Consider the following 18,181-nt stretch of genomic DNA (forward strand, 5'->3'; position numbering starts at 1 on the left):
GGAGGAAGCGTTGAAGTGACGTGGAATATACGTCGCGGTGGTTGCGGCGATTTTAGTGCCGACTTCGGACTTGCGCGACTCGGCAGGTCGTCCGTATGATACGGCGTTCCGCGAACAAATGTTCGCGAAAACGCAACCCCGATTTTTGCACCCGCTTTTTACGCCCGCTTTTTACGCCAACAAGCGCGCTCCGATGCCGGGCGCCGGCGGCGACAGCGGCACCCGCATCGGCGGACGTGCCGCAGCATCAGGAGACAGCATGAAGGTGATCACCGCGGACCAGGCGGCGGCGCTGGTACAGGACCGATGGACGGTGGCGAGCGCCGGCTTCGTCGGGGCCGGCCATGCCGAGGCGGTGACCGAGGCGCTCGAGCGCCGTTTCCTGCAGAGCGGCCTGCCGCGCGACCTGACGCTGGTCTATTCGGCCGGGCAGGGCGACCGCGGCGCACGCGGCGTCAATCACTTCGGCAATGCGGGCATGACCGCCTCGATCGTCGGCGGCCACTGGCGCTCGGCGACCCGGCTCGCCGACCTGGCGATGGCCGAGCAGTGCGAGGGCTACAACCTGCCGCAGGGCGTGCTGACGCACCTGTACCGCGCGATCGCCGGCGGCAAGCCCGGCGTGATGACCAAGATCGGCCTGCACACCTTCGTCGATCCGCGCAGCGAGCGCGATCCGCGCTACCACGGCGGCGCCGTCAACCGGCGCGCCCGCGAGGCGATCGCCGCGGGCCGCGCCAATTGGGTCGAGGCGGTGTCCTTCCGCGGCGACGACTACCTGTTCTATCCGAGCTTCCCGATCCATTGCGCGCTGATCCGCTGCACCGCGGCCGACCCGCGCGGCAACCTGAGCACGCATCGCGAAGCCTTCCACCACGAGCTGCTGGCGATGGCGCAGGCCGCGCACAACTCCGGCGGCATCGTGATCGCGCAGGTCGAGCAGCTGGTCGACCATCACGACAACCTGCAGGCCATCCATGTGCCGGGCATCCTGGTCGACTACGTGGTGGTCAGCGAGGACCCGGCCCATCATCAGATGACGTTCGCCGAGCGCTTCAACCCGGCCTACGTGACGCCGTGGCGCGGCGAGTCGGCGGCGAAGAACGCGGCGAACGATGCAGCGCCGGCCCGTGTCGACGCCGATGCGCGCGTGGTGCCCGATGCCGACCCGGCGCCCGCGGCGCTCGTCGCCCGCACCATTGCGCAGCGTCGCGCGGTGCTGGAGCTCGCCAGGCGCCGGCCGCGCGTGGTCAACCTGGGCGTCGGCATGCCGGCCGCGGTCGGCATGCTGGCCGAACAGGCGGGGCTGGACGGCTTCACGCTGACGGTCGAGGCCGGCCCGATCGGCGGCACGCCGGCCGACGGCCTGAGCTTCGGCGCGTCGGCCTATCCCGAGGCGGTGATCGACCAGCCCTCGCAATTCGATTTCTACGAGGGCGGCGGCATCGATCTGGCCATCCTGGGCCTGGCCGAGCTCGACGGCCACGGCAACGTCAACGTCAGCAAGTTCGGCGAGGGCGCGCAGGCGCTGATCGCCGGCGTCGGCGGCTTCATCAACATCACGCAGAGCGCCAAGGCTGTGGTCTTCATGGGCACGCTGACGGCCGGCGGACTCGAGGTCCGCGCCGAGGGCGGCCAGTTGCAGATCGCGCGCGAGGGCCGCGTCAGGAAGATCGTGCCCGAGGTCTCGCACCTGAGCTTCAACGGGCCATACGTGGCCTCGCTGGGCGTGCCGGTGCTGTACATCACCGAGCGCGCGGTGTTCGAGATGCGTGCCGACGCCAACGGGGAAGCCCGCCTGACGCTGATCGAGATCGCACCCGGCGTGGACCTGCAGCGCGATGTGCTGGCGCAGTGTGCGACGCCGATCGCGGTCGCGCCGGATCTGCGCCCGATGGACGCCTGCCTGTTCCGGCCGGGACCGTTTTCGATCGCCACGGCGGGCTGAAGCGCAATAACGCGTGCCAACGGGCGCCAACGCGCCATTGACTCAGAGACCGATTCGCGGGGCGGAGCATCGACCGCCCTTCCTCCACGACAACGACAAGGCCGGACCACCGGCCACGCTGTACACCAAGGAGACCAACCACGCCTTGTTTCGACTGGAAATGACGGGATCGATTTGCGCTCCAGGGGCCCGCGGGCTGCCCTGCGAGTTGCCAAGCGTTACCTGTGTCGCCGGCGCGCCCGACGCGGATCGCGCCGATTTCGGATGACGTTTCTCTTGTTGCCATGCAGAACACAAGCCGCCGTACCTTCGCGCGCCGCCTCGGCGCCGCCATGCTGACCGTTTCGCTGCCGCTGTGCGCCACCCAGGCGTTCGCCGACAGCTATCCCGCCAAGCCGATCCGGCTGGTGGTGCCGTTCCCGCCGGGCGGCCCGACCGATACCGCCGCCCGCATCATCGGCCAGAAGCTCAGCGATTCGCTGAAGCAGCCGGTCGTGGTCGACAACCGCCCCGGCGCCTCGGGCACCATCGGCGCCGAGACCGTGGCCAAGAGCCCGGCCGACGGCTATACGCTGCTGGTGCTGGCCACGCCGACGCTGATCGCGCCGCACCTGATCAACCGCAAGGGCTACGACCTGTTCAAGGACTTCGCGCCGATCGGCGCCGCCTACGATCTGCCGATCGTGATGGTGGTCAATCCGAACGCGCTGCCCGACGTGACCACGCTGCAGCAGTACATCGCCAAGGCCAAGGCCAAACCGGGCGAGATGAACTACACCAGCGCCGGCAACGGCAGCTTCGGCCATCTGTCGACCGAGCTGCTGCAGAACCTGGGCAGCTTCGACGTGCAGCACGTGCCGTACAAGGGCAGCGCGCCGGCGATGTCCGACCTGCTCGCTGGCCAGGTGCCGATGATGTTCTCCGACATGATCGCCGCGCTGCCGCATATCAAGGCCGGCAAGCTGCGCCCGATCGCGGTGGGCTCGGCCAAACGGGTCAGCTTCACGCCCGAGGTCAAGACCGTGGCCGAGCAGGGCTTCCCGGGCTTCGAGGCGACCGCCTGGGGCGGCCTGCTGGCGCCGGCCGGCACGCCGAAGGAGATCATCGCGAAGCTGTCCGCCGAGCTGAAGGCGGCGCTGGCCGATCCGACCGTCCAGCAGAAGATGCTGGGCGCGGGCACCGTGGCGGCCTATATGCCGCCCGAACAGTTGGCCGCGCGGATGCGCGCCGACGACAAGAAGTGGGGCAAGGTCATCCAGGACAACGGCATCAAGGGCGACTGATACGCCCGCGCCCGTCATGGGCGCACCGTAGCTTGCCTGTCTTAGCGGGGTAGGGTGAGGGCCGGCGATCGTATGGTCGCCGGCCCTTGCTCTTTGTGGCGGCCCTCGATGGTTGCCAGCGATGGCCGCCGTAAATGTCTGCGCTCGCCGCCGCGCTCGCTGATTGCGCTCGCTAACTGCGCTCGCTGATTGCGCTCGCTAACTGCACTCAATGGCTGCGCGCGATGGCTGTGCTCGATGGCTGCAGCCGATCGCGGTGTGCTCGGGCGCTTACTGCCCTGCCGACGAGCCCGCCAGCGCCTCGCCGCGCGCGAGAAAGCGCCGGTACTCCTCCGGGGGAACGAACAGGCCGCCGGTGGTCCAGACCAGATGCGTGGCGGTGCCCATCGCGTCGGCCAAGCCATGGCGGGCCAGATAGGCCTGCCCGGCCTCGGTGCCTGTCAGCATCGCCGGTCCGCTGAAGCCGGCGGCGGCCGATGGCTCGATCTCGATGCCGGCGTCGCGCCTGGCCAGGTACAGGTCGCGGAACAGCCGCTCGTCGGCCACGGTGTAGACGCCCGACAGCAGTTCGCGCATCGCCGCCGCGGCCAGCTCGGAGGCGCGCGGCACCGCGAGGCCGTCGGCCTCGGTGCGATTGCTGAGCCCGTAGTCGTAGACCGAGGGATTGCCGCCGGCGCCGTTGACCTCGGCGCCGATCATCTGCACCAGGAAGCAGGGCGACTGGGTCGGCTCGGCGAAGAAGCAGTGCGCGTGCGGACCGTACAGCTGCTTCAAGCCGAAGGCGATGCCGGCCGGCGCGCCGCCGACGCCGCAGGGCAGGTAGACGAACAGCGGCCGCTGCGCGCCGGGCGCGATGTCATGCTCGCGCAATTGCGCGTCCAGCCGCAGCACCGCCGCGCTGTAGCCCAGCAGCAGCGACAGCGAACGCTCGTCGTCGACGAAGTGGCAGGCCGGGTCCTGCTGCGCCTGCGCGCGGCCCGCGGCCACCGCCTGCTGGTAGTCGCCCTCGTGCTCGATCACCTCGACGCCGCGCGCGCGCAGCCGGTCCTTCTTCCACGGCTTGGCGTCGGCCGACATGTGCACCACGGCGCGCAAGCCCAGCGCGGACGCCATCACGCCGATGCTCAGGCCCAGATTGCCGGTCGAGCCCACCGCGACCTGGTAGCGCGAAAACACCGCGCGCGCCGCCGGTTCGGCCAGCCGGCGATAGTCGTCGGGGCCGGCATCCTCGGTCACCAGCCCATGTTGCACGGCCAGCCGTTCGGCGAATTCCAGCACCTCGTGGATGCCGCCGCGCGCCTTGATCGACCCCGCCACCGGCAGGCTGTGATCGGCCTTGATCCACAGCGCGCCGCTGCCGGGCGGCAAGCCGACGGATGGTGCCAGCGCCGCGGCCGGCAGCACTGGCGATTCGATGGCGCCGCCGCTGTCCGCTAGTTCGGGAAACAGCCGCTGCAGCAGCGGGGCAAAGCGCTCGAAGCGGGCGTGCGCCGCGTGGACATCAGCTAGACTAATATCCTTCGCGCCTGCGCGGACTGCGGCCGGGGTTTGCGGCGCGAGTAGCGGATTGGTCCACAGGCATGGCCGGGCCTCGCCGAGCGCCGCCAGCAGCGTGGCATCGGCGGCGCGCACCGGAGCGCTTGCCGCTGCGGAATGGGTGTGTTCGCGCGGGGAAAACGTGGTGTTCTGGTTGGAGTCGTTCATTTCGGTGGTCGGCATGGGAACGCCATTCGAGCGCGGTTGGCGTTGTTCTGCGGCGATCGGGCAGGCAACCCTCGGCCGGCGCCTGTTCCGCATTGTTCTCCCAGGCATCGATTCCGGCAAATCATTCGTGCTCGGCCACGCATTAGTGCAGCTAATGATGACGGTGACAACGATGACAACGACGCTCTCTTCCTCGCTGCTGGCCTGGCTGCGCTGCTTCGAAGCCGCTGCGCGCCACCGCAGCTTTACCCGCGCCGCCGAGGAGCTGTGCGTGACGCAGGGCGCGGTCAGCCAGCAGGTCAAGCAGCTGGAGCAATGGCTGGGGCGCCCGCTGTTCGTGCGCACGCCGCGCGCGCTGATGCCGACGCCCGAGGGCGAGCGGTTGCGCGTGGTGCTGCGCGAGTCGTTCGAAGCGATCGCGGGTGCGCTGAGCCAGTTGCGCCGGCGCGGCGAGGCCGGGCCGGTCTCGCTGTCGTGCTCGCCGTCGTTCGCGATGCGCTGGCTGACGCCGAGGATGGGCAGCTTCTTTCGCGACCATGCCGACATCGGACTGCGCGTGCATGGCGAATTCCAGGCGCTGGACCGCAGCCGGATGCTGCGCGAGGGCATCGATGCGGCGGTGCGCTTCGATCCCGGGGCGTACCGCGACGTGCATGCGCGGCGCTTCCTCGACGAATGGCTGCTGCCGGTGGCCAGCCCCGCCTTCGTCGCCGCGCATCCGGAACTGCGCTCGCCGGCCGATCTGCGCGGGGAACTGTTGCTGCACGACGCCAGCCCCTGGGACGGCGCCGGCGAGTTCGACGAATGGGCCGCGTGGCTGCAGCAGGCCGGCGTCACGGTGCCGGATCTGGAGCAGGGCCAGCGCTTCAACCTGTCGCAACTGGCGATCGGCGCGGCGCTGGCGGGGCAGGGCGTCGCGATGGGACGGACCGCGCTGGTGCTGGAAGACCTCGAGGCGGGCCGGCTGGTCGATCTGTTCGGCCTGCATCTGCCGAGCCCGGCCGCCTATCACTTCGTTTCCGCCCAGGGACAGCGAGCCGAGGTGGCCGCGATCGAGGCGTGGCTGGTGTCGGAAGGGGCGGCATTCGGCGCGCAACGGGACCAGTGGCGCCAGGCCTCTGGCAAGGCGCGGACACCGGCGACGCGCCCGCCCCGTAGGCCTCGTACGCGACGGCCAGGGCAATGAGTCGTCGCGCCGGGGCGCTACCACAGCGCCGCGCGCTGTACTACCCCGCATCTGCCCGCTGTTGTAGAATCTAAGTCTTTGATTCTGTAGCGCTATTGATCGGCGTGCCCAGATATTGCCGATCTGGTTGCCGATCTCGGCGCGGCAGGGGCCTCGAAGTCGGTGCCGGAACGTGGCGCCGGCCCCCAGTCCCCATCCGCCCGATTCGCCCTTGCCGCCCAGGCCAAGCGCTGCGCGGCTACCGCCAGTTCCATTGCGTTCGATCGATGCGTGTCCGCTGGCGCCGGGTTCGCCTTCGCCAGACACCCATACCATGACCACCACCACGAACACGAACACCTCTGCTGTACCGACTCCCGCCGACGACATCACGTTCGACAGCTTCGGCCTCGACCCGCGCGTGCTGCGCGCGCTGTCCGAGCAGGGCTATACCAAGCCGACGCCGATCCAGGCGCAGGCAATCCCGGTGGTGCTGCTGGGCAAGGACGTGATGGGCGCCGCGCAGACCGGCACCGGCAAGACCGCGGGCTTCGCGCTGCCGATCATCCAGCGCCTGCTGCCGCTGGCCAACGCCAGCGCCTCGCCGGCGCGGCACCCGGTGCGCGCGCTGATGCTGACGCCGACGCGCGAACTGGCCGACCAGGTCTACGACAACGTGGCCCGCTATGCGCGCCACACCGACCTGCGCAGCACCGTGGTGTTCGGCGGCGTCGACATGAATCCGCAGACCGACGCGCTGCGGCGCGGCGTCGAGATCCTGGTCGCGACCCCGGGCCGCCTGCTCGACCACGTGCAGCAGAAGTCGGTCAACCTGTCGCAGGTGCAGATGCTGGTGCTCGACGAGGCCGACCGCATGCTGGACATGGGCTTCCTGCCGGACCTGCAGCGCATCATCAACCTGCTGCCGGCCAAGCGCCAGACGCTGCTGTTCTCGGCGACCTTCTCGCCCGAGATCAAGAAGCTGGCGGCCAGCTACCTGCACCAGCCGGTGACGATCGAAGTGGCGCGCAGCAACTCGGCCAACGAGAACGTGCGCCAGACCGTGTACCAGGTCCAGGACGGCCAGAAGCAGGAGGCCGTGGTGCATCTGCTGAAGCAGCGTGCCGACCAGGGCCTGTCGCGCCAGTGCATCGTCTTCGTCAACAGCAAGATCGGCTGCTCGCGGCTGGCCCGTCATCTGGAGCGCGAGGGCATCAATGCCGCCGCGATCCACGGCGACAAGACGCAGACCGAACGGATGCAGACGCTGGAGGGCTTCAAGCAGGGCACCATCGACGCGCTGGTGGCGACCGACGTCGCCGCGCGCGGCCTGGACATCGCCGACATGCCGTGCGTGATCAACTTCGATCTGCCGTTCAACGCCGAGGACTATGTGCACCGGATCGGCCGTACCGGCCGCGCTGGCGCCACCGGCGATGCGCTGTCGATCTTCGTGCCCGGCGACGAGCGTCTGCTGGCCGATATCGAGAAGATGCTGAAGCGGCAGATTCCGCGCGCGCAGCTCGAAGGCTTCGATCCGTCGGCGGCGCGCTTCCGTGCCGCCGACGACGATCGCCGCCGCGGCCGCTCGACCGAGCCGCGCCGCCCGCGCGCCGACAGCGAGGAGCGTCCGCGCAAGCCCGACCACGGCAATGCGCGCAATGCCTTCCGCGCCTCGGACGACCCGTTCTTCTCGCGGCCCTATGAACCCAGCCCGAGCGCGTCGTCGGCGTCGTCCACGTCCAGCGAGTCGACCCTCGATCCGCGTCAGGTTGGCCTCGCGCGCGCCCGGCCGAAGCGCCCGGTTGCCGCGCTGCTCGGCGGCGTGCCGCGCAAGTCCTGATCGCGTCGGGCTGAGGCGATCCGTCTTTCCCGCGAACGCGGGAAGCCAGCGTCTTCCATTTTGCCGGGTCCCGTCTGCGCGGGGACGGCAAGGCCGCTCAGTTCGCCACCCACCGCGCCGCCCACTGCGCGGTCGCCTCGGCCAGCCAGCCTTCCACATCGGCGCGGCCGCTGCGCAAGTCCAGATGCGCGCCGGCGGCGCGCAGCGCGTCCAGCGGCGCCAGCGCGTCGATCGCTTCGGCGCCGGTCTGCTTGCTCAGTTTTTCCCCGATCTCGTTGACCACGACGGGCACATGCAGATAGGCCGGTGTCGGCAACCCCAGCAGCCGCTGCAGATGGATCTGCCGTGGCGTCGAGTCCAGCAGGTCGGCGCCGCGCACGATATGCGTGATGCCCTGCAGCCCGTCGTCGACCACCACCGCCAGTTGATACGCCCACAGGCCGTCGGCCCGGCGCAGCACGAAGTCGCCGAGCTCGGTGGCCAGGTCCTGGCATTGCCGGCCCTGCCAGCGGTCGTCGAAGCACAGCATTGCCGCCTCGCCGTCCGGCACGCGCACGCGCCAGGCGCGCGGCAGCTTGCCGTGCAGGCCGCCGCGGCAGGTGCCGGGGTAGGCCAGCGTCTGATGGCGCTCGCGGACGTGGCGCAGCGAGTCGGCGATCTCCTTGCGCGAGCAGCCGCAGGGATAGACCAGCCCGGCCGCCTCGAGCCGGTGCAGCGCGTCGGCGTACAGCGGCTCGCGCCGGCTCTGCCAGACCGGCTCCTCGTCCGGATGCAGGCCGAGGCGGTCGAGCGTATGCAGGATCTGCCGGTCCGCGTCGCGCACGCAGCGCGGATAGTCGATGTCCTCGATGCGGACCAGCCACTGGCCGCCGTGGGCGCGGGCATCGAGCCAGCTGGCCAGCGCGGTGACCAGCGAGCCCAGATGCAGCGGGCCGGTGGGGGAGGGGGCGAAGCGGCCGCGGTATTGCGGGTTTGGCGGCCGAGGATGGGTCGGCGGACGATCGGACGGCTGATCCGTCTGCCCGGGTACTGCGCTCATGTCTGGCTACTCCGGCGCGCCCGGTTGCTGCGACAGCAGCGCCTGCGCCAGCCGGGGATTCTGCAGCTTGTCGGTCCACCACTGCAGCGCCTTGCCGCGATTGCTGGTGCGCCAGGCGATGGTGAAGGTTCCGGGCGCGCGCACCTCGACGGTCTCGCGCACCTGCAGCACGCCGCTCTCGATATGCGGCTGCGCCATCGGCGCCGGCAGCCAGCCGCAGCCCAGGCCGCGGATCTGCGCATCGAGCTTGTCGCGCATGGTCGGCACCACCAGCATGTCCTGCCCGGCCAGCACGCCGTGCGTGCGCGCCGGCAGGTTGCGCGAGGTATCGCCGACCGCGACGATCCGGTGCCGGGCGATCTGCGTGCTGGTCAGCGGCCCCGGTTCGCTGGCGAGCGGATGGTGGGCGGCCACGGCGAACACGAACGGCATCGCGCCGAGCGAACGGATCTGGAAGCCCTGGGTGCTGGGCGCATCGTAGGCGCCGCCGATCACCAGGTCGGCGCGGTTGCTGACCAGCGCGTCCCAGGAGCCGCCCAGCACCTCCTTGGCGAAGCGCAGACGCGTGGCGCTGTTCTCCGCGTAGAAGTCCTGGATCACCGGCAGCAACGCACGGAAATTGATCAGGTCGTCGACGACGATATTGAGGCTGGCCTCCCAGCCGGTGGCCAGCCGCTTGACGCGGCGCGCCAGGTCGTCGGCCGCGTGCAGCAGGTGGCGGCCCTCGTCGAGCAGCGCGCGGCCGGCCGGCGTCAGCTCGGCGCGGTGGCGGCGCCGGTCGAACAGCAGCACGTCGAGGTCTTCTTCCAGCCGGCGCACCACATAGGTCAGCGCCGACGGCACCTTGCCCATTTCATGCGCGGCGGCTGCGAAGCTGCCCTTGCGTTCGATCGCGTCGAGAACTTCCAGGGATTCGAGAGAGAGTGGCATATTCAGAAATTCTGAATGAGTGCTTGCAAATGGCCCGCCGCAAATATAGCGCAGCCGTCCTAAACTTCCTAGCATCGTTGCAGAACAGACGGTCTATATGCAAGTCCGGCAGGACGAAGCAGCGGACCACTAGCCAGGAAGGACATCAAAATGATTGAAATTCGCAAGTCCGCAGAACGTGGTTACGCCGACCATGGTTGGCTGCAGTCGTATCACAGCTTCTCGTTTGCCGACTACTTCGACCCGCGCCATGTTCAGTTCGGGCCGCTGCGAGTGATCAACGAAGACCGCGTCGCGCCCGGCATGGGCTTCGGCACCCATGGTCATCGCGACATGGAGATCATCAGCTATGTGCTGTCGGGCGAATTGGCGCACAAGGACAGCATCGGCAACGGCAGCGTGATCCGCCCCGGCGACGTGCAGCGGATGAGCGCCGGCACGGGCGTGCGGCACTCGGAGTACAACCACGCCGCGCACGACACCACGCATTTCCTGCAGATCTGGATCGTGCCCGATCGCAACGGCATCGAACCGGGCTACGAGGAGAAGCACTTCGACGCCGCCGACAAGCGCGGCCGGCTGCGCCTGGTCGGCAGCCCCGACGGTGCCGACGGCTCGGTGCGGATCCACCAGGACGTGCGCCTCTTTGCCGGCCTGTTCGACGGCGACGAGGCCGCCACGCTGGCCCTGGCCCCGGGACGGCGCGCCTATGTGCACGTCGCCCGCGGCGCCATCACGGTCAACGGCCAGGCGCTGGAGGCTGGCGATGCGGCCAAGCTCGAGGGCGTCGATGCGGTCAGCCTGGCGCAGGGCGACGCGGCCGAGGTGCTGGTATTCGATCTGCCGTGACATGCCGGAGGTCGTCCCCGCGAAAGCGGGGACCCCGTGACGCATTTCTGTGTCGCAAGCCGCTGGCTTCGCGCAGGCGCGGGGACGACGGGATTTCGGCAAGCAGATGTAACGCGAAGTCCCGGCGCGGCAGGGCAGGCGGAAGCGCTGTGCTATCTTCTCGCTATAGATAAGCGCCCGGGCCAGCACATGGTCCGGGACGGCCCGGCAGCTCGCCTTGCCGCCCATTTCCGACCCGAGATGACCTTCGTTTCCGTCCTTCTTGCGCTGATCGCCGAGCAGTTCCGCGCCCTGGGCCGCAACAATCCCATTTATGAAATGGTGCGGGCGCTCGCCGAACGCGCCGAGCGCGCCTTCGACACCGGCCGGCCGCGCGACGCGGCGCTGGCGTGGATGACGGTGGCGCTGCCGCTGACGCTGGCGGCGCTGGCGGTCTACCATCTGCTGGCGACGATCAGCGTGGCGCTGACGCTGGCGTGGAACGTGTTGCTGCTGTACCTGACGCTGGGCTTCCGCCAGTTCAGCCACTACTTCACCGATATCCACGACGCGCTGAACCGCGACGATCCGGCCACTGCCCGTGCGTTGCTGCACGAGTGGACCGGGCTCGACACCGTCGACATGCCGGTCAGCGAAATCGTGCGCCACACGCTCGAGGCGGCCATCGTTGCCGTGCACCGGCACGTGTTCGGCGTGTTCTTCTGGTTCCTGCTGCCGATCGGCCCGGCCGGCGTGGTGCTGTACCGCGTCGCCGAATATCTGTCGCGCCAATGGAACCTGCCGTCGTCCGAGCGCAGCCCGGCGTTCGGCCGGTTTGCCGCGCGCGCCTTCCATCTGATGGACTGGGTGCCGTCGCGGCTGACGGCGATCGGCTTTGCGATCGTCGGCAACTTCGAGGACGCGGTCTACGCGTGGCGCAACCATGCGCGCAAGTGGCGCGACGAGACCAACGGCATCCTGCTGGCCAGCGGGGGCGGCGCGCTCGGCGTGCGGCTCGGCACGCCGCTGGCCGAGGACGACACCAGCGTGGTGCTGGCCACCCCGGGCACCGGCGCCGCGTTCGACTATGCCCCGGGCATGGAGGATGACGGCGCGCCGGAGCCGGCCGCGCCGGAGCTCGGCGCCGATCCCGGCGTACGGGCGCTGCAGTCGGCGGTCGGCCTGGTCTGGCGCGCGGTGGTGCTGTGGATGCTGCTGCTGGCGATGCTGTCGCTGGCCAGCTGGGTCGGCTGAGGTTCGCCAGGGGTACGGCCAAGGTGGGAGCAAGTTCCGGCAGGCCGGGAGGGCGGCCGGAACAGCGGCCGGAACAGGTCACCTCCGATTCAGGGCCGCGGGCTGCCGCACTGCCAGCAGGCGCCGAACTGCGCCTCGTGCCATTCGCCGCAGCGCGCGCAGCGCCAGCGCGGGCCCGGCGCCGGATTGGCGGCGGCATCGAGTACCGCCCACGCTTCCTCTTCGCGCGCATCGTCGAGCAGCCACACCTGCGGCGCGCTCTCCTGAAACGGAATATCGCCGGTCGCACCGGCCAGCCACGTATTGCGCAATTGCGCGCGGATGCCCGCGGCCAGCAGCAGATTGCGGCAATGGGCCGCATGCACCAGCGAGGGCGTCGACAGCAGCAGTTTCATCGGCGTCACCGGCAGTGGGGATGCTTTGGACCTTAGCACGGGCGCGGTGCCAAGGCAGCAAATCACGCGATGAGCCGCTCCCTCTCCCGCTTGCGGGAGAGGGTTGGGGAGAGGGCAGGGGGCGGTGCAAGGGCCAGGGCATTGGCCAATGCCGCTGCCCTCTCCCCCGGCCCCTGTCCCGCGAGCGGGAGAGGGGAGACCATCTACAGCACTGCTACCACGGCTTCTGCTGCCGCGACTCGTGCAGCAGCTGCAGGTAAAGCTGATGCCGCCGCGGCGCGATGCCGCCGGCTTCGACCGACGCCAGCACGCCGCAGCCCGGCTCGTTGATATGGTGGCAGTTGTAGAAGCGGCATTCGGTCAGCCGCGGGCGGAATTCGGGGAAGGCGCGCTCGAGCATGCCTTCGGACAGATGGTGCAGGCCGAACTCCTGAAATCCGGGCGAATCGATCAGGCTGCCGCCCTGGCCCCAGTCGTCGGGCAGGTGGTATAGCCGCGTGAACGTCGTGGTGTGCTTGCCCGAATCGAGCTTGGCCGAGATCTCGCGGGTTTGCGCCTCGACGCCGGGAATCAGCAGGTTCAGCAGCGACGACTTGCCCATGCCGGACTGGCCGATCAGGATCGTCGCGCGCCCGGCGGTCAGCGGACGCAGCTGCGCCAGCGCGTCGTCGGGATTGCCGTGCACCGACAGCTCGACGGTGCGATAGCCCAGCTGCCGGTACAGCGTCAGCCGGCGCCGCGCGTCCTCCAGCCGGTCGGTCAGGTCGGTCTTGTTCAGCAGGATCAGCGGCGCGATTTCCAGCGCCTCGGCGGACACCAGCGCGCGGCCCAGCAGGTCCTCGGAGAAGCTCGGTTCGGTCGCCAGCACGATCGCGACCTGGTCGATATTGGCGGCCAGCAGCTTGGACTTGAACTGGTCCGAGCGATGCAGCAGATTGCGGCGCGGCTCGACCTCGACGATCACGCACTGATCGGCCGCGGCACGTTCGACGCGCACGCGGTCGCCGACCGCGCATTCGCTCTTCTTGCCCCGGGGAAACGCATGCATGCGCGTGCGCTCGCCATCGTCGAGCTCGATCACATAGTGGCGGCCGTGCGCGGCCACGATCAGCGCGGATTCGCGCGCGGCGGCGTTGGGCACGGCGGCGCCGGCGGATCGGCGCTGGGCGTCGCCGCCGCGTAGTCGGGCGGGGCGGCTCATGCGTGCGCCAGCAGACGGTCGATGCGCTGCGCCGCGGGCGGGTGCGAATAGTAGAACGCGCTGTAGAGCGGATCGGGCGTCAGCGTCGACGCATTGTCCTTGTACAGCTTGACCAGCGCCGACACCAGATGGCCGGCATCGGCATGCTCGGCGGCGAACGCATCGGCCTCGAACTCGTGCCGGCGCGAGGTCAGGCTCGACAGCGGTCCGAGCAGGAACGTGAATACCGGCAGCGTCAGGAAGAACAGCACCAGCGCCAGCGCGTGGCTGTCGGACATCAGGTTCGGCAGCACGCCCAGGCCCGTGTAGAACCACGCCTGCGTCGACAGCCAGCCCAGCAGCGCCAGGAAGGCCAGGCTCAGCGCGAAGGTCACGACGATGCGCTTGACGATATGGCGCCGCTTGAAGTGGCCGAGCTCGTGCGCGAGCACCGCCTCGATCTCGTCGGCGTTCAGCCGCGACAGCAGCGTGTCGAAGAAGACGATGCGCTTGGCCGCGCCGAATCCGGTGAAATAGGCGTTGCCGTGCGCGCTGCGGCGCGAGCCGTCCATCACGAACAGGCCCTTGCTGGCGAAGCCGCAGCGGCGCATCAGCGCTTCGATGCGCTGCTTCAGCGTCTCGTCGGTCAGCGGCTCGAACTTGTTGAACAGCGGCGCGATCCAGGTCGGGAAGATCACCAGCAGCACCAGGTTGAAGGCCATCCAGACCATCCAGGTCCACAGCCACCACCACGTGCCGGTCCGGTCCATCAGCCACAGCACCGCCAGCAGCAGCGGCAGGCCCAGCACCGCGGCGACCACCAGCATCTTGATGGTGTCGACGAGCCACAGCCGCCAGGTCATCCGGTTGAAGCCGAAGCGCTGCTCGATGCCGAACTGCGCGTACAGCGTGAAGGGCAGCTCGGCCAGCCCGCCGATCAGCGCGACGCTGGCGATCAGCGCGACGCCATAGGCATAGCCGGGGCCGAAGGTGCCGTACCAGAACTGGTTCAGCGAGTGCAGGCCGCCGAGCAGCGTGAAGCCGATCAGCACGGCGGCGCCGGCGAGCACCTCGAGCATCGACAGCCGCGTGCGGGCGATCGTGTAGTCGGCGGCCTTGCGGTGCGCGGCCAGCGAGATCGTATCGGCGAAGCGCGGCGGCACGGTGTCGCGATGCAGGCCGACATGGCGAACCTGGCGCGCGGCCAGCCACAGTTTGGTGAGCACCATCACCACCAGGGCGACGAGAAAAAGCAGCGTGAACATCGGGTCCTTGCCTTGTGGGGCGGTCTAGTGCCTTCGATATGCGAGAATTATATGACTTCGCGCCGGCACACCCGCCAGGGCCCACGATGCCGACGCACGATATTCCCATCTCTCCGCTATCCGATCCTCACGCAGTCCGATGACAAGCTCCAGCCCCGCCGCCTCCGTACCCGCCGCCGCGCCCGCCTCCGCCCCGCCCGCCGTCAAGTCGGTCAAGAGCGAAAACAACCTGGTCTGGCTCGATATGGAGATGACCGGGCTGTCCCCCGAGAACGACCGCATCATCGAGGTGGCGGTGGTGGTCACCGACTCCGAGCTGCATATCCTGGCCGAGGGTCCGGTGCTGGTGATCCACCAGGACGACGCCGTGCTCGACGCGATGGACAACTGGAACAAGGGCACCCATGGCCGCTCGGGCCTGATCGACAAGGTCAAGGCCTCGACGCTGACCGAGGCGCAGGCCGAAGCGGAACTGCTCGCCTTCCTCAAGCGCTGGGTGCCGGCCGGCAAGTCGCCGATGTGCGGCAATTCGATCTGCCAGGACCGCCGCTTCATGGCGCGCTACATGCCCAAGCTCGAGGCGTTCTTCCACTATCGCAACCTCGACGTGTCGACGCTGAAGGAGCTGTGCAAGCGCTGGGAGCCGGCGATCCACAAGGGCTTCATCAAGCGGCAGCTGCATACGGCGCTGGCCGACATCCTCGAGTCGATCGAGGAGCTGCGCTACTACCGCACGCATTTCATTCGCAGCAGCCAGCAGGCGGCGCCGGCGCAGGACGCGGCGGGCTCCACCGGCGCAGCCTGACCCAGCCGGTTCGTCGTTCCCGCGGATGCGGGAGCCCAGTGACTTGCGATGAGCCGCTGGGTCCCCGCCTGCGCGGGAACGACGGGCATCGCGGCTCGATTCGATCCTTCCTCCCCATCCCGCCATGCTTGAGCGCATCGTCTCGATCATCACGCCCGTCATCCTGATCATCCTGGTCGGCTGGCTGTACGGGCGCAAGGCCCATCCCGACATGGCGGGCATCAACCGCGCGACGCTCGACGTGATCGCGCCGCTGCTGGTGGTGTCGGCCTTCGTCAGCAAGGAGTTCGTGCTGGCCGACCAGCTCGCGCTGCTGGCCTGCGCGGTCGGCGTGGTGCTCGGCTCGGGCCTGCTCGCGCTCGGCGCGGCGCGGCTGATGGGCGCGGACCCGCGCACCTTCGTGCCGCCGATGATGTTCAACAACTCGGGCAACATGGGGCTGCCGCTGTCAGTGTTCGCCTTCGGGCCGGCCGGGCTGGCCCCGGCGGTGGCGCTGTTCGCGGCCTCGAACCTGATGCACTTCACGCTGGGGCTGAAGATCGTCAACCGCCATGCCTCGCTGGCGCAGATCTCGCGCAACCCGATGGTGCTGGCGACGATCGCCGGCGTCGGCCTGTCGCTGGCGCGCCCGTGGTTCGCGCTGCCCGATCCGGTCTATCAATCGATCAAGCTGCTGGGCGACGCCACCGTGCCGCTGATGCTGTTCGCGCTGGGCGTGCGGATGAAGGACGTCAATCTGCGCAACTGGGGCATGGGGCTGGCCGGCGCGGTGATCTGCCCGCTGACCGGCATCGCCTGCGCGCTGGCGCTGGCGGCGGTGGTGCCGCTGACCGAGCTGCAGCGCGGCCTGCTGTTCGTGTTCGCCGCGCTGCCGCCGGCCGTGCTGAATTTCCTGGTGGCCGACCATTTCCGGCAGGAGCCGGACCAGGTCGCGTCGATCGTGCTGCTGGGCAATATTGCCGCGGTGGTGTTCGTGCCGGTCGGGCTCTATCTGGGGCTGCGGTAGGCGTCCGCCTCCGGGCTGCCCTCTCCCCCAGCCCCTCTCCCGCAAGCGGGAGAGGGGAGCGAGTGCCGAGCGAGCGCGACCAGTGCTTTCGATGTGTCCCTCTGCCCCAAGCGGGAGAGGGGAGCGAGTGCGGGAGATGCCTTCGGTGTCTGATCTTCCGGCAAGCGGGGGAAGGGGTAGAGCTCGGCAAATGCCCTCGGTGTTTCCCTCTCCCGCCTCTCCCGCGTGCGGGAGAGGGGCAGGGGCGAGGGCAACCTCGGCGCCGCTCAGCCCTTCTGCCGGATCGCGTGCTTCGGCCGCCAGGCCTTGACCACGGCCTCGTCGGTCTCGATGTAGGGGCCGCCGATCAGGTCGATGCAGTAGGGCACCGCGGCAAAGATGCCTTGCACGACGGGCTTGCCGTCGTCGCCGCGCAGCCCTTCGAGGGTTTCGCGGATCGCGCGCGGCTGGCCCGGCAGGTTGATGATCAGCGCCGCACGGCTCGGCGTTTCGCGGATCACCGCCACCTGGCGCGACAGGATCGCGGTCGGCACGAAATGCAGGCTGACCTGGCGCATCTGCTCGCCGAAGCCAGGCATTTCCTTGGTGCCGACCGCCAGCGTGGCTTCCGGCGTCACGTCGCGGCGCGCGGGACCGGTGCCGCCGGTGGTCAGCACCAGGTCGCAGCCGGCCACGTCGACCAGCTCGATCAGCGTGCGCGAGATCTGCGCCTGTTCGTCGGGGATCAGCCGTTCCACGCCCTGCCACGGCGAGGTCAGCGTACGGCCGAACCATTCGCGCAGCGCGGGGATGCCCTCGTCCTGATAGGTGCCCGCGGACGCGCGGTCCGAGATCGACACGAAGCCGACGACAAGTTCGTCGGGGTGGCGGCGAGCCACGGGCTGGCCGATGGTTTGGGCAAGGTCGCTCATGCGGGCTCCTGATCCTCTCCGGTTGAAGGCGCGGCGGACGCCGCACCGGGCTGCTCGCGCGCCTCGAGCGCGCTCTTGATCGCCTGGAACAGCTCGCGGAAATGCTTCGGCGGCTTGGCCAGCTGCTGTTCCTTGCGCGCGTTGCGGATCAGGCTGCGCAGCGCCTGCACGTCGACGCTCGGATGCTCGGCGAGGAAGCGCGTCAGCGCCTCGTCGTCCTTGAGCAGCAGTTCGCGCCAGCGCTCGATCAGATGCAGCCGGGCGGTCTCGGCCTTGCTGGTGCCCTTGAAGCCGTCCAGCGCGCGCCGAATGGCGTCGATCTCGTCGTCGTTCAGGCCGCGCATCACCTTGCCGACATACTGCATCTGGCGGCGCTTGCCTTCGTGGCTGGTAATGCGGCGGGCCTCGCGGATCGCGTCCTCGAGCACCTCGGGCATCGGCACGCGCGCCAGCCGGTCCTTGGGCAGCGCCTCGAGCTCGCTGCCAAGGTCCTGCAGCGCATGCATGTCGCGCTTGCGCTGCGACTTGCTCTTGGGCGAATCGTCTTCGGGCTCGGGGGCAAAGGCGCCGGGAAAGCCGGCGCTGGGGGAGTGGCGGGGATGTCGCGTCATGGGCGGCATTTTAT

The 18,181-nt window shown here is 69.3% G+C and carries 16 protein-coding genes; 8 read left to right on the plus strand and 8 right to left on the minus strand.

Annotated elements, in window-relative coordinates:
* Positions 1-259 precede the first annotated feature (259 nt).
* Entirely contained in the window at positions 260-1,948 is a 1,689-nt protein-coding gene (locus LRR16_RS10900; protein ID WP_232205849.1) for an acyl CoA:acetate/3-ketoacid CoA transferase, read from the plus strand.
* Positions 1,949-2,232: 284 nt separating this feature from the next.
* Complete coding sequence (locus tag LRR16_RS10905; RefSeq protein WP_006579843.1) at positions 2,233-3,231, plus strand: tripartite tricarboxylate transporter substrate binding protein; 999 nt, start codon at positions 2,233-2,235, stop codon at positions 3,229-3,231.
* A 270-nt stretch (positions 3,232-3,501) separates the two neighbouring features.
* Here LRR16_RS10905 and LRR16_RS10910 read toward each other — a convergent pair whose 3' ends face one another.
* On the minus strand, positions 3,502-4,950 hold the full coding sequence (locus LRR16_RS10910; protein ID WP_232205850.1) for a D-serine ammonia-lyase: 1,449 nt from the start codon (positions 4,948-4,950) through the stop codon (positions 3,502-3,504).
* Positions 4,951-5,107: 157 nt separating this feature from the next.
* On the opposite strand from LRR16_RS10910, the gene LRR16_RS10915 reads away from it, so the two are divergent.
* Positions 5,108-6,121 carry a LysR substrate-binding domain-containing protein gene (locus tag LRR16_RS10915; protein WP_232205851.1) on the plus strand — a complete coding sequence of 338 codons (1,014 nt, stop codon included), beginning with the start codon at positions 5,108-5,110 and terminating at the stop codon, positions 6,119-6,121.
* 313 nt (positions 6,122-6,434) lie between these two features.
* Positions 6,435-7,943, plus strand: coding sequence for a DEAD/DEAH box helicase (locus LRR16_RS10920; RefSeq protein WP_023264864.1), 1,509 nt, complete (start codon positions 6,435-6,437; stop codon positions 7,941-7,943).
* Between the two features lie 97 nt (positions 7,944-8,040).
* Here LRR16_RS10920 and gluQRS read toward each other — a convergent pair whose 3' ends face one another.
* Together gluQRS and LRR16_RS10930 are read right to left on the minus strand one after the other, a co-directional pair.
* Complete coding sequence (gene gluQRS, locus LRR16_RS10925; protein WP_232205852.1) at positions 8,041-8,982, minus strand: tRNA glutamyl-Q(34) synthetase GluQRS; 942 nt, start codon at positions 8,980-8,982, stop codon at positions 8,041-8,043.
* A gap of 6 nt (positions 8,983-8,988) precedes the next feature.
* Complete coding sequence (locus tag LRR16_RS10930; protein WP_006579087.1) at positions 8,989-9,912, minus strand: LysR family transcriptional regulator; 924 nt, start codon at positions 9,910-9,912, stop codon at positions 8,989-8,991.
* A gap of 150 nt (positions 9,913-10,062) precedes the next feature.
* On the opposite strand from LRR16_RS10930, the gene LRR16_RS10935 reads away from it, so the two are divergent.
* Both LRR16_RS10935 and LRR16_RS10940 read left to right on the plus strand, forming a co-directional pair.
* The gene (locus LRR16_RS10935; protein ID WP_053822219.1) at positions 10,063-10,761 is read left to right on the plus strand and encodes a pirin family protein; all 699 of its coding nucleotides are present in this window, start codon (positions 10,063-10,065) and stop codon (positions 10,759-10,761) included.
* Between the two features lie 240 nt (positions 10,762-11,001).
* A complete protein-coding gene (locus LRR16_RS10940) occupies positions 11,002-11,994 on the plus strand; it encodes a CobD/CbiB family protein (RefSeq protein ID WP_232205853.1) in 993 nt (330 codons plus the stop codon).
* Positions 11,995-12,083: 89 nt separating this feature from the next.
* On the opposite strand, the gene LRR16_RS10945 is transcribed toward LRR16_RS10940, so the two are convergent.
* The 3 genes from LRR16_RS10945 to LRR16_RS10955 form a co-directional block, all read right to left on the minus strand.
* Positions 12,084-12,389 (minus strand): putative signal transducing protein, encoded by a 306-nt coding sequence (locus tag LRR16_RS10945; RefSeq protein ID WP_023264867.1) that lies wholly within the window; start codon positions 12,387-12,389, stop codon positions 12,084-12,086.
* A 214-nt stretch (positions 12,390-12,603) separates the two neighbouring features.
* Positions 12,604-13,590: a ribosome small subunit-dependent GTPase A gene (rsgA, locus tag LRR16_RS10950; protein WP_082928512.1), complete on the minus strand. Its 987-nt coding sequence runs from the start codon at positions 13,588-13,590 to the stop codon at positions 12,604-12,606.
* Positions 13,587-14,834, minus strand: a complete 1,248-nt coding sequence (locus LRR16_RS10955) for a M48 family metallopeptidase (protein WP_232205854.1) — start codon at positions 14,832-14,834, stop codon at positions 13,587-13,589. Before LRR16_RS10955 ends, rsgA begins: the two co-directional genes overlap by 4 nt.
* 139 nt (positions 14,835-14,973) lie before the next feature.
* Here LRR16_RS10955 and orn point away from each other — a divergent pair, with 139 nt between their 5' ends.
* Together orn and LRR16_RS10965 are read left to right on the plus strand one after the other, a co-directional pair.
* A complete protein-coding gene (orn, locus tag LRR16_RS10960) occupies positions 14,974-15,639 on the plus strand; it encodes an oligoribonuclease (protein ID WP_006578132.1) in 666 nt (221 codons plus the stop codon).
* A 124-nt stretch (positions 15,640-15,763) separates the two neighbouring features.
* Entirely contained in the window at positions 15,764-16,645 is an 882-nt protein-coding gene (locus LRR16_RS10965; protein ID WP_232205855.1) for an AEC family transporter, read from the plus strand.
* Positions 16,646-16,911: 266 nt separating this feature from the next.
* On the opposite strand, the gene mog is transcribed toward LRR16_RS10965, so the two are convergent.
* Both mog and yjgA read right to left on the minus strand, forming a co-directional pair.
* Positions 16,912-17,556: a molybdopterin adenylyltransferase gene (gene mog, locus LRR16_RS10970; RefSeq protein ID WP_006578129.1), complete on the minus strand. Its 645-nt coding sequence runs from the start codon at positions 17,554-17,556 to the stop codon at positions 16,912-16,914.
* The gene (gene yjgA / locus LRR16_RS10975; RefSeq protein WP_304524538.1) at positions 17,553-18,167 is read right to left on the minus strand and encodes a ribosome biogenesis factor YjgA; all 615 of its coding nucleotides are present in this window, start codon (positions 18,165-18,167) and stop codon (positions 17,553-17,555) included. The genes mog and yjgA overlap by 4 nt, the downstream gene beginning before the upstream one ends.
* Positions 18,168-18,181 lie beyond the last annotated feature (14 nt).

Source organism: Cupriavidus sp. UGS-1 (assembly GCF_021213615.1).
Lineage (GTDB): Bacteria > Pseudomonadota > Gammaproteobacteria > Burkholderiales > Burkholderiaceae > Cupriavidus.

What these genes read in the sequence shown, in the direction of transcription:
- LRR16_RS10965 (WP_232205855.1), top strand. Translation starts at nt 15,764, where the DNA reads ATGCTTGAGCGCATCGTCTCGATCATCACGCCCGTCATCCTGATCATC.
- LRR16_RS10905 (WP_006579843.1), top strand. Translation starts at nt 2,233, where the DNA reads ATGCAGAACACAAGCCGCCGTACCTTCGCGCGCCGCCTCGGCGCCGCC.
- LRR16_RS10900 (WP_232205849.1), top strand. Translation starts at nt 260, where the DNA reads ATGAAGGTGATCACCGCGGACCAGGCGGCGGCGCTGGTACAGGACCGA.
- mog (WP_006578129.1), bottom strand. Translation starts at nt 17,556, where the DNA reads ATGAGCGACCTTGCCCAAACCATCGGCCAGCCCGTGGCTCGCCGCCAC.
- LRR16_RS10920 (WP_023264864.1), top strand. Translation starts at nt 6,435, where the DNA reads ATGACCACCACCACGAACACGAACACCTCTGCTGTACCGACTCCCGCC.
- LRR16_RS10935 (WP_053822219.1), top strand. Translation starts at nt 10,063, where the DNA reads ATGATTGAAATTCGCAAGTCCGCAGAACGTGGTTACGCCGACCATGGT.
- rsgA (WP_082928512.1), bottom strand. Translation starts at nt 13,590, where the DNA reads ATGAGCCGCCCCGCCCGACTACGCGGCGGCGACGCCCAGCGCCGATCC.
- LRR16_RS10930 (WP_006579087.1), bottom strand. Translation starts at nt 9,912, where the DNA reads ATGCCACTCTCTCTCGAATCCCTGGAAGTTCTCGACGCGATCGAACGC.
- LRR16_RS10910 (WP_232205850.1), bottom strand. Translation starts at nt 4,950, where the DNA reads ATGCCGACCACCGAAATGAACGACTCCAACCAGAACACCACGTTTTCC.
- orn (WP_006578132.1), top strand. Translation starts at nt 14,974, where the DNA reads ATGACAAGCTCCAGCCCCGCCGCCTCCGTACCCGCCGCCGCGCCCGCC.
- yjgA (WP_304524538.1), bottom strand. Translation starts at nt 18,167, where the DNA reads ATGACGCGACATCCCCGCCACTCCCCCAGCGCCGGCTTTCCCGGCGCC.
- LRR16_RS10915 (WP_232205851.1), top strand. Translation starts at nt 5,108, where the DNA reads ATGACAACGACGCTCTCTTCCTCGCTGCTGGCCTGGCTGCGCTGCTTC.
- LRR16_RS10955 (WP_232205854.1), bottom strand. Translation starts at nt 14,834, where the DNA reads ATGTTCACGCTGCTTTTTCTCGTCGCCCTGGTGGTGATGGTGCTCACC.
- LRR16_RS10945 (WP_023264867.1), bottom strand. Translation starts at nt 12,389, where the DNA reads ATGAAACTGCTGCTGTCGACGCCCTCGCTGGTGCATGCGGCCCATTGC.
- LRR16_RS10940 (WP_232205853.1), top strand. Translation starts at nt 11,002, where the DNA reads ATGACCTTCGTTTCCGTCCTTCTTGCGCTGATCGCCGAGCAGTTCCGC.
- gluQRS (WP_232205852.1), bottom strand. Translation starts at nt 8,982, where the DNA reads ATGAGCGCAGTACCCGGGCAGACGGATCAGCCGTCCGATCGTCCGCCG.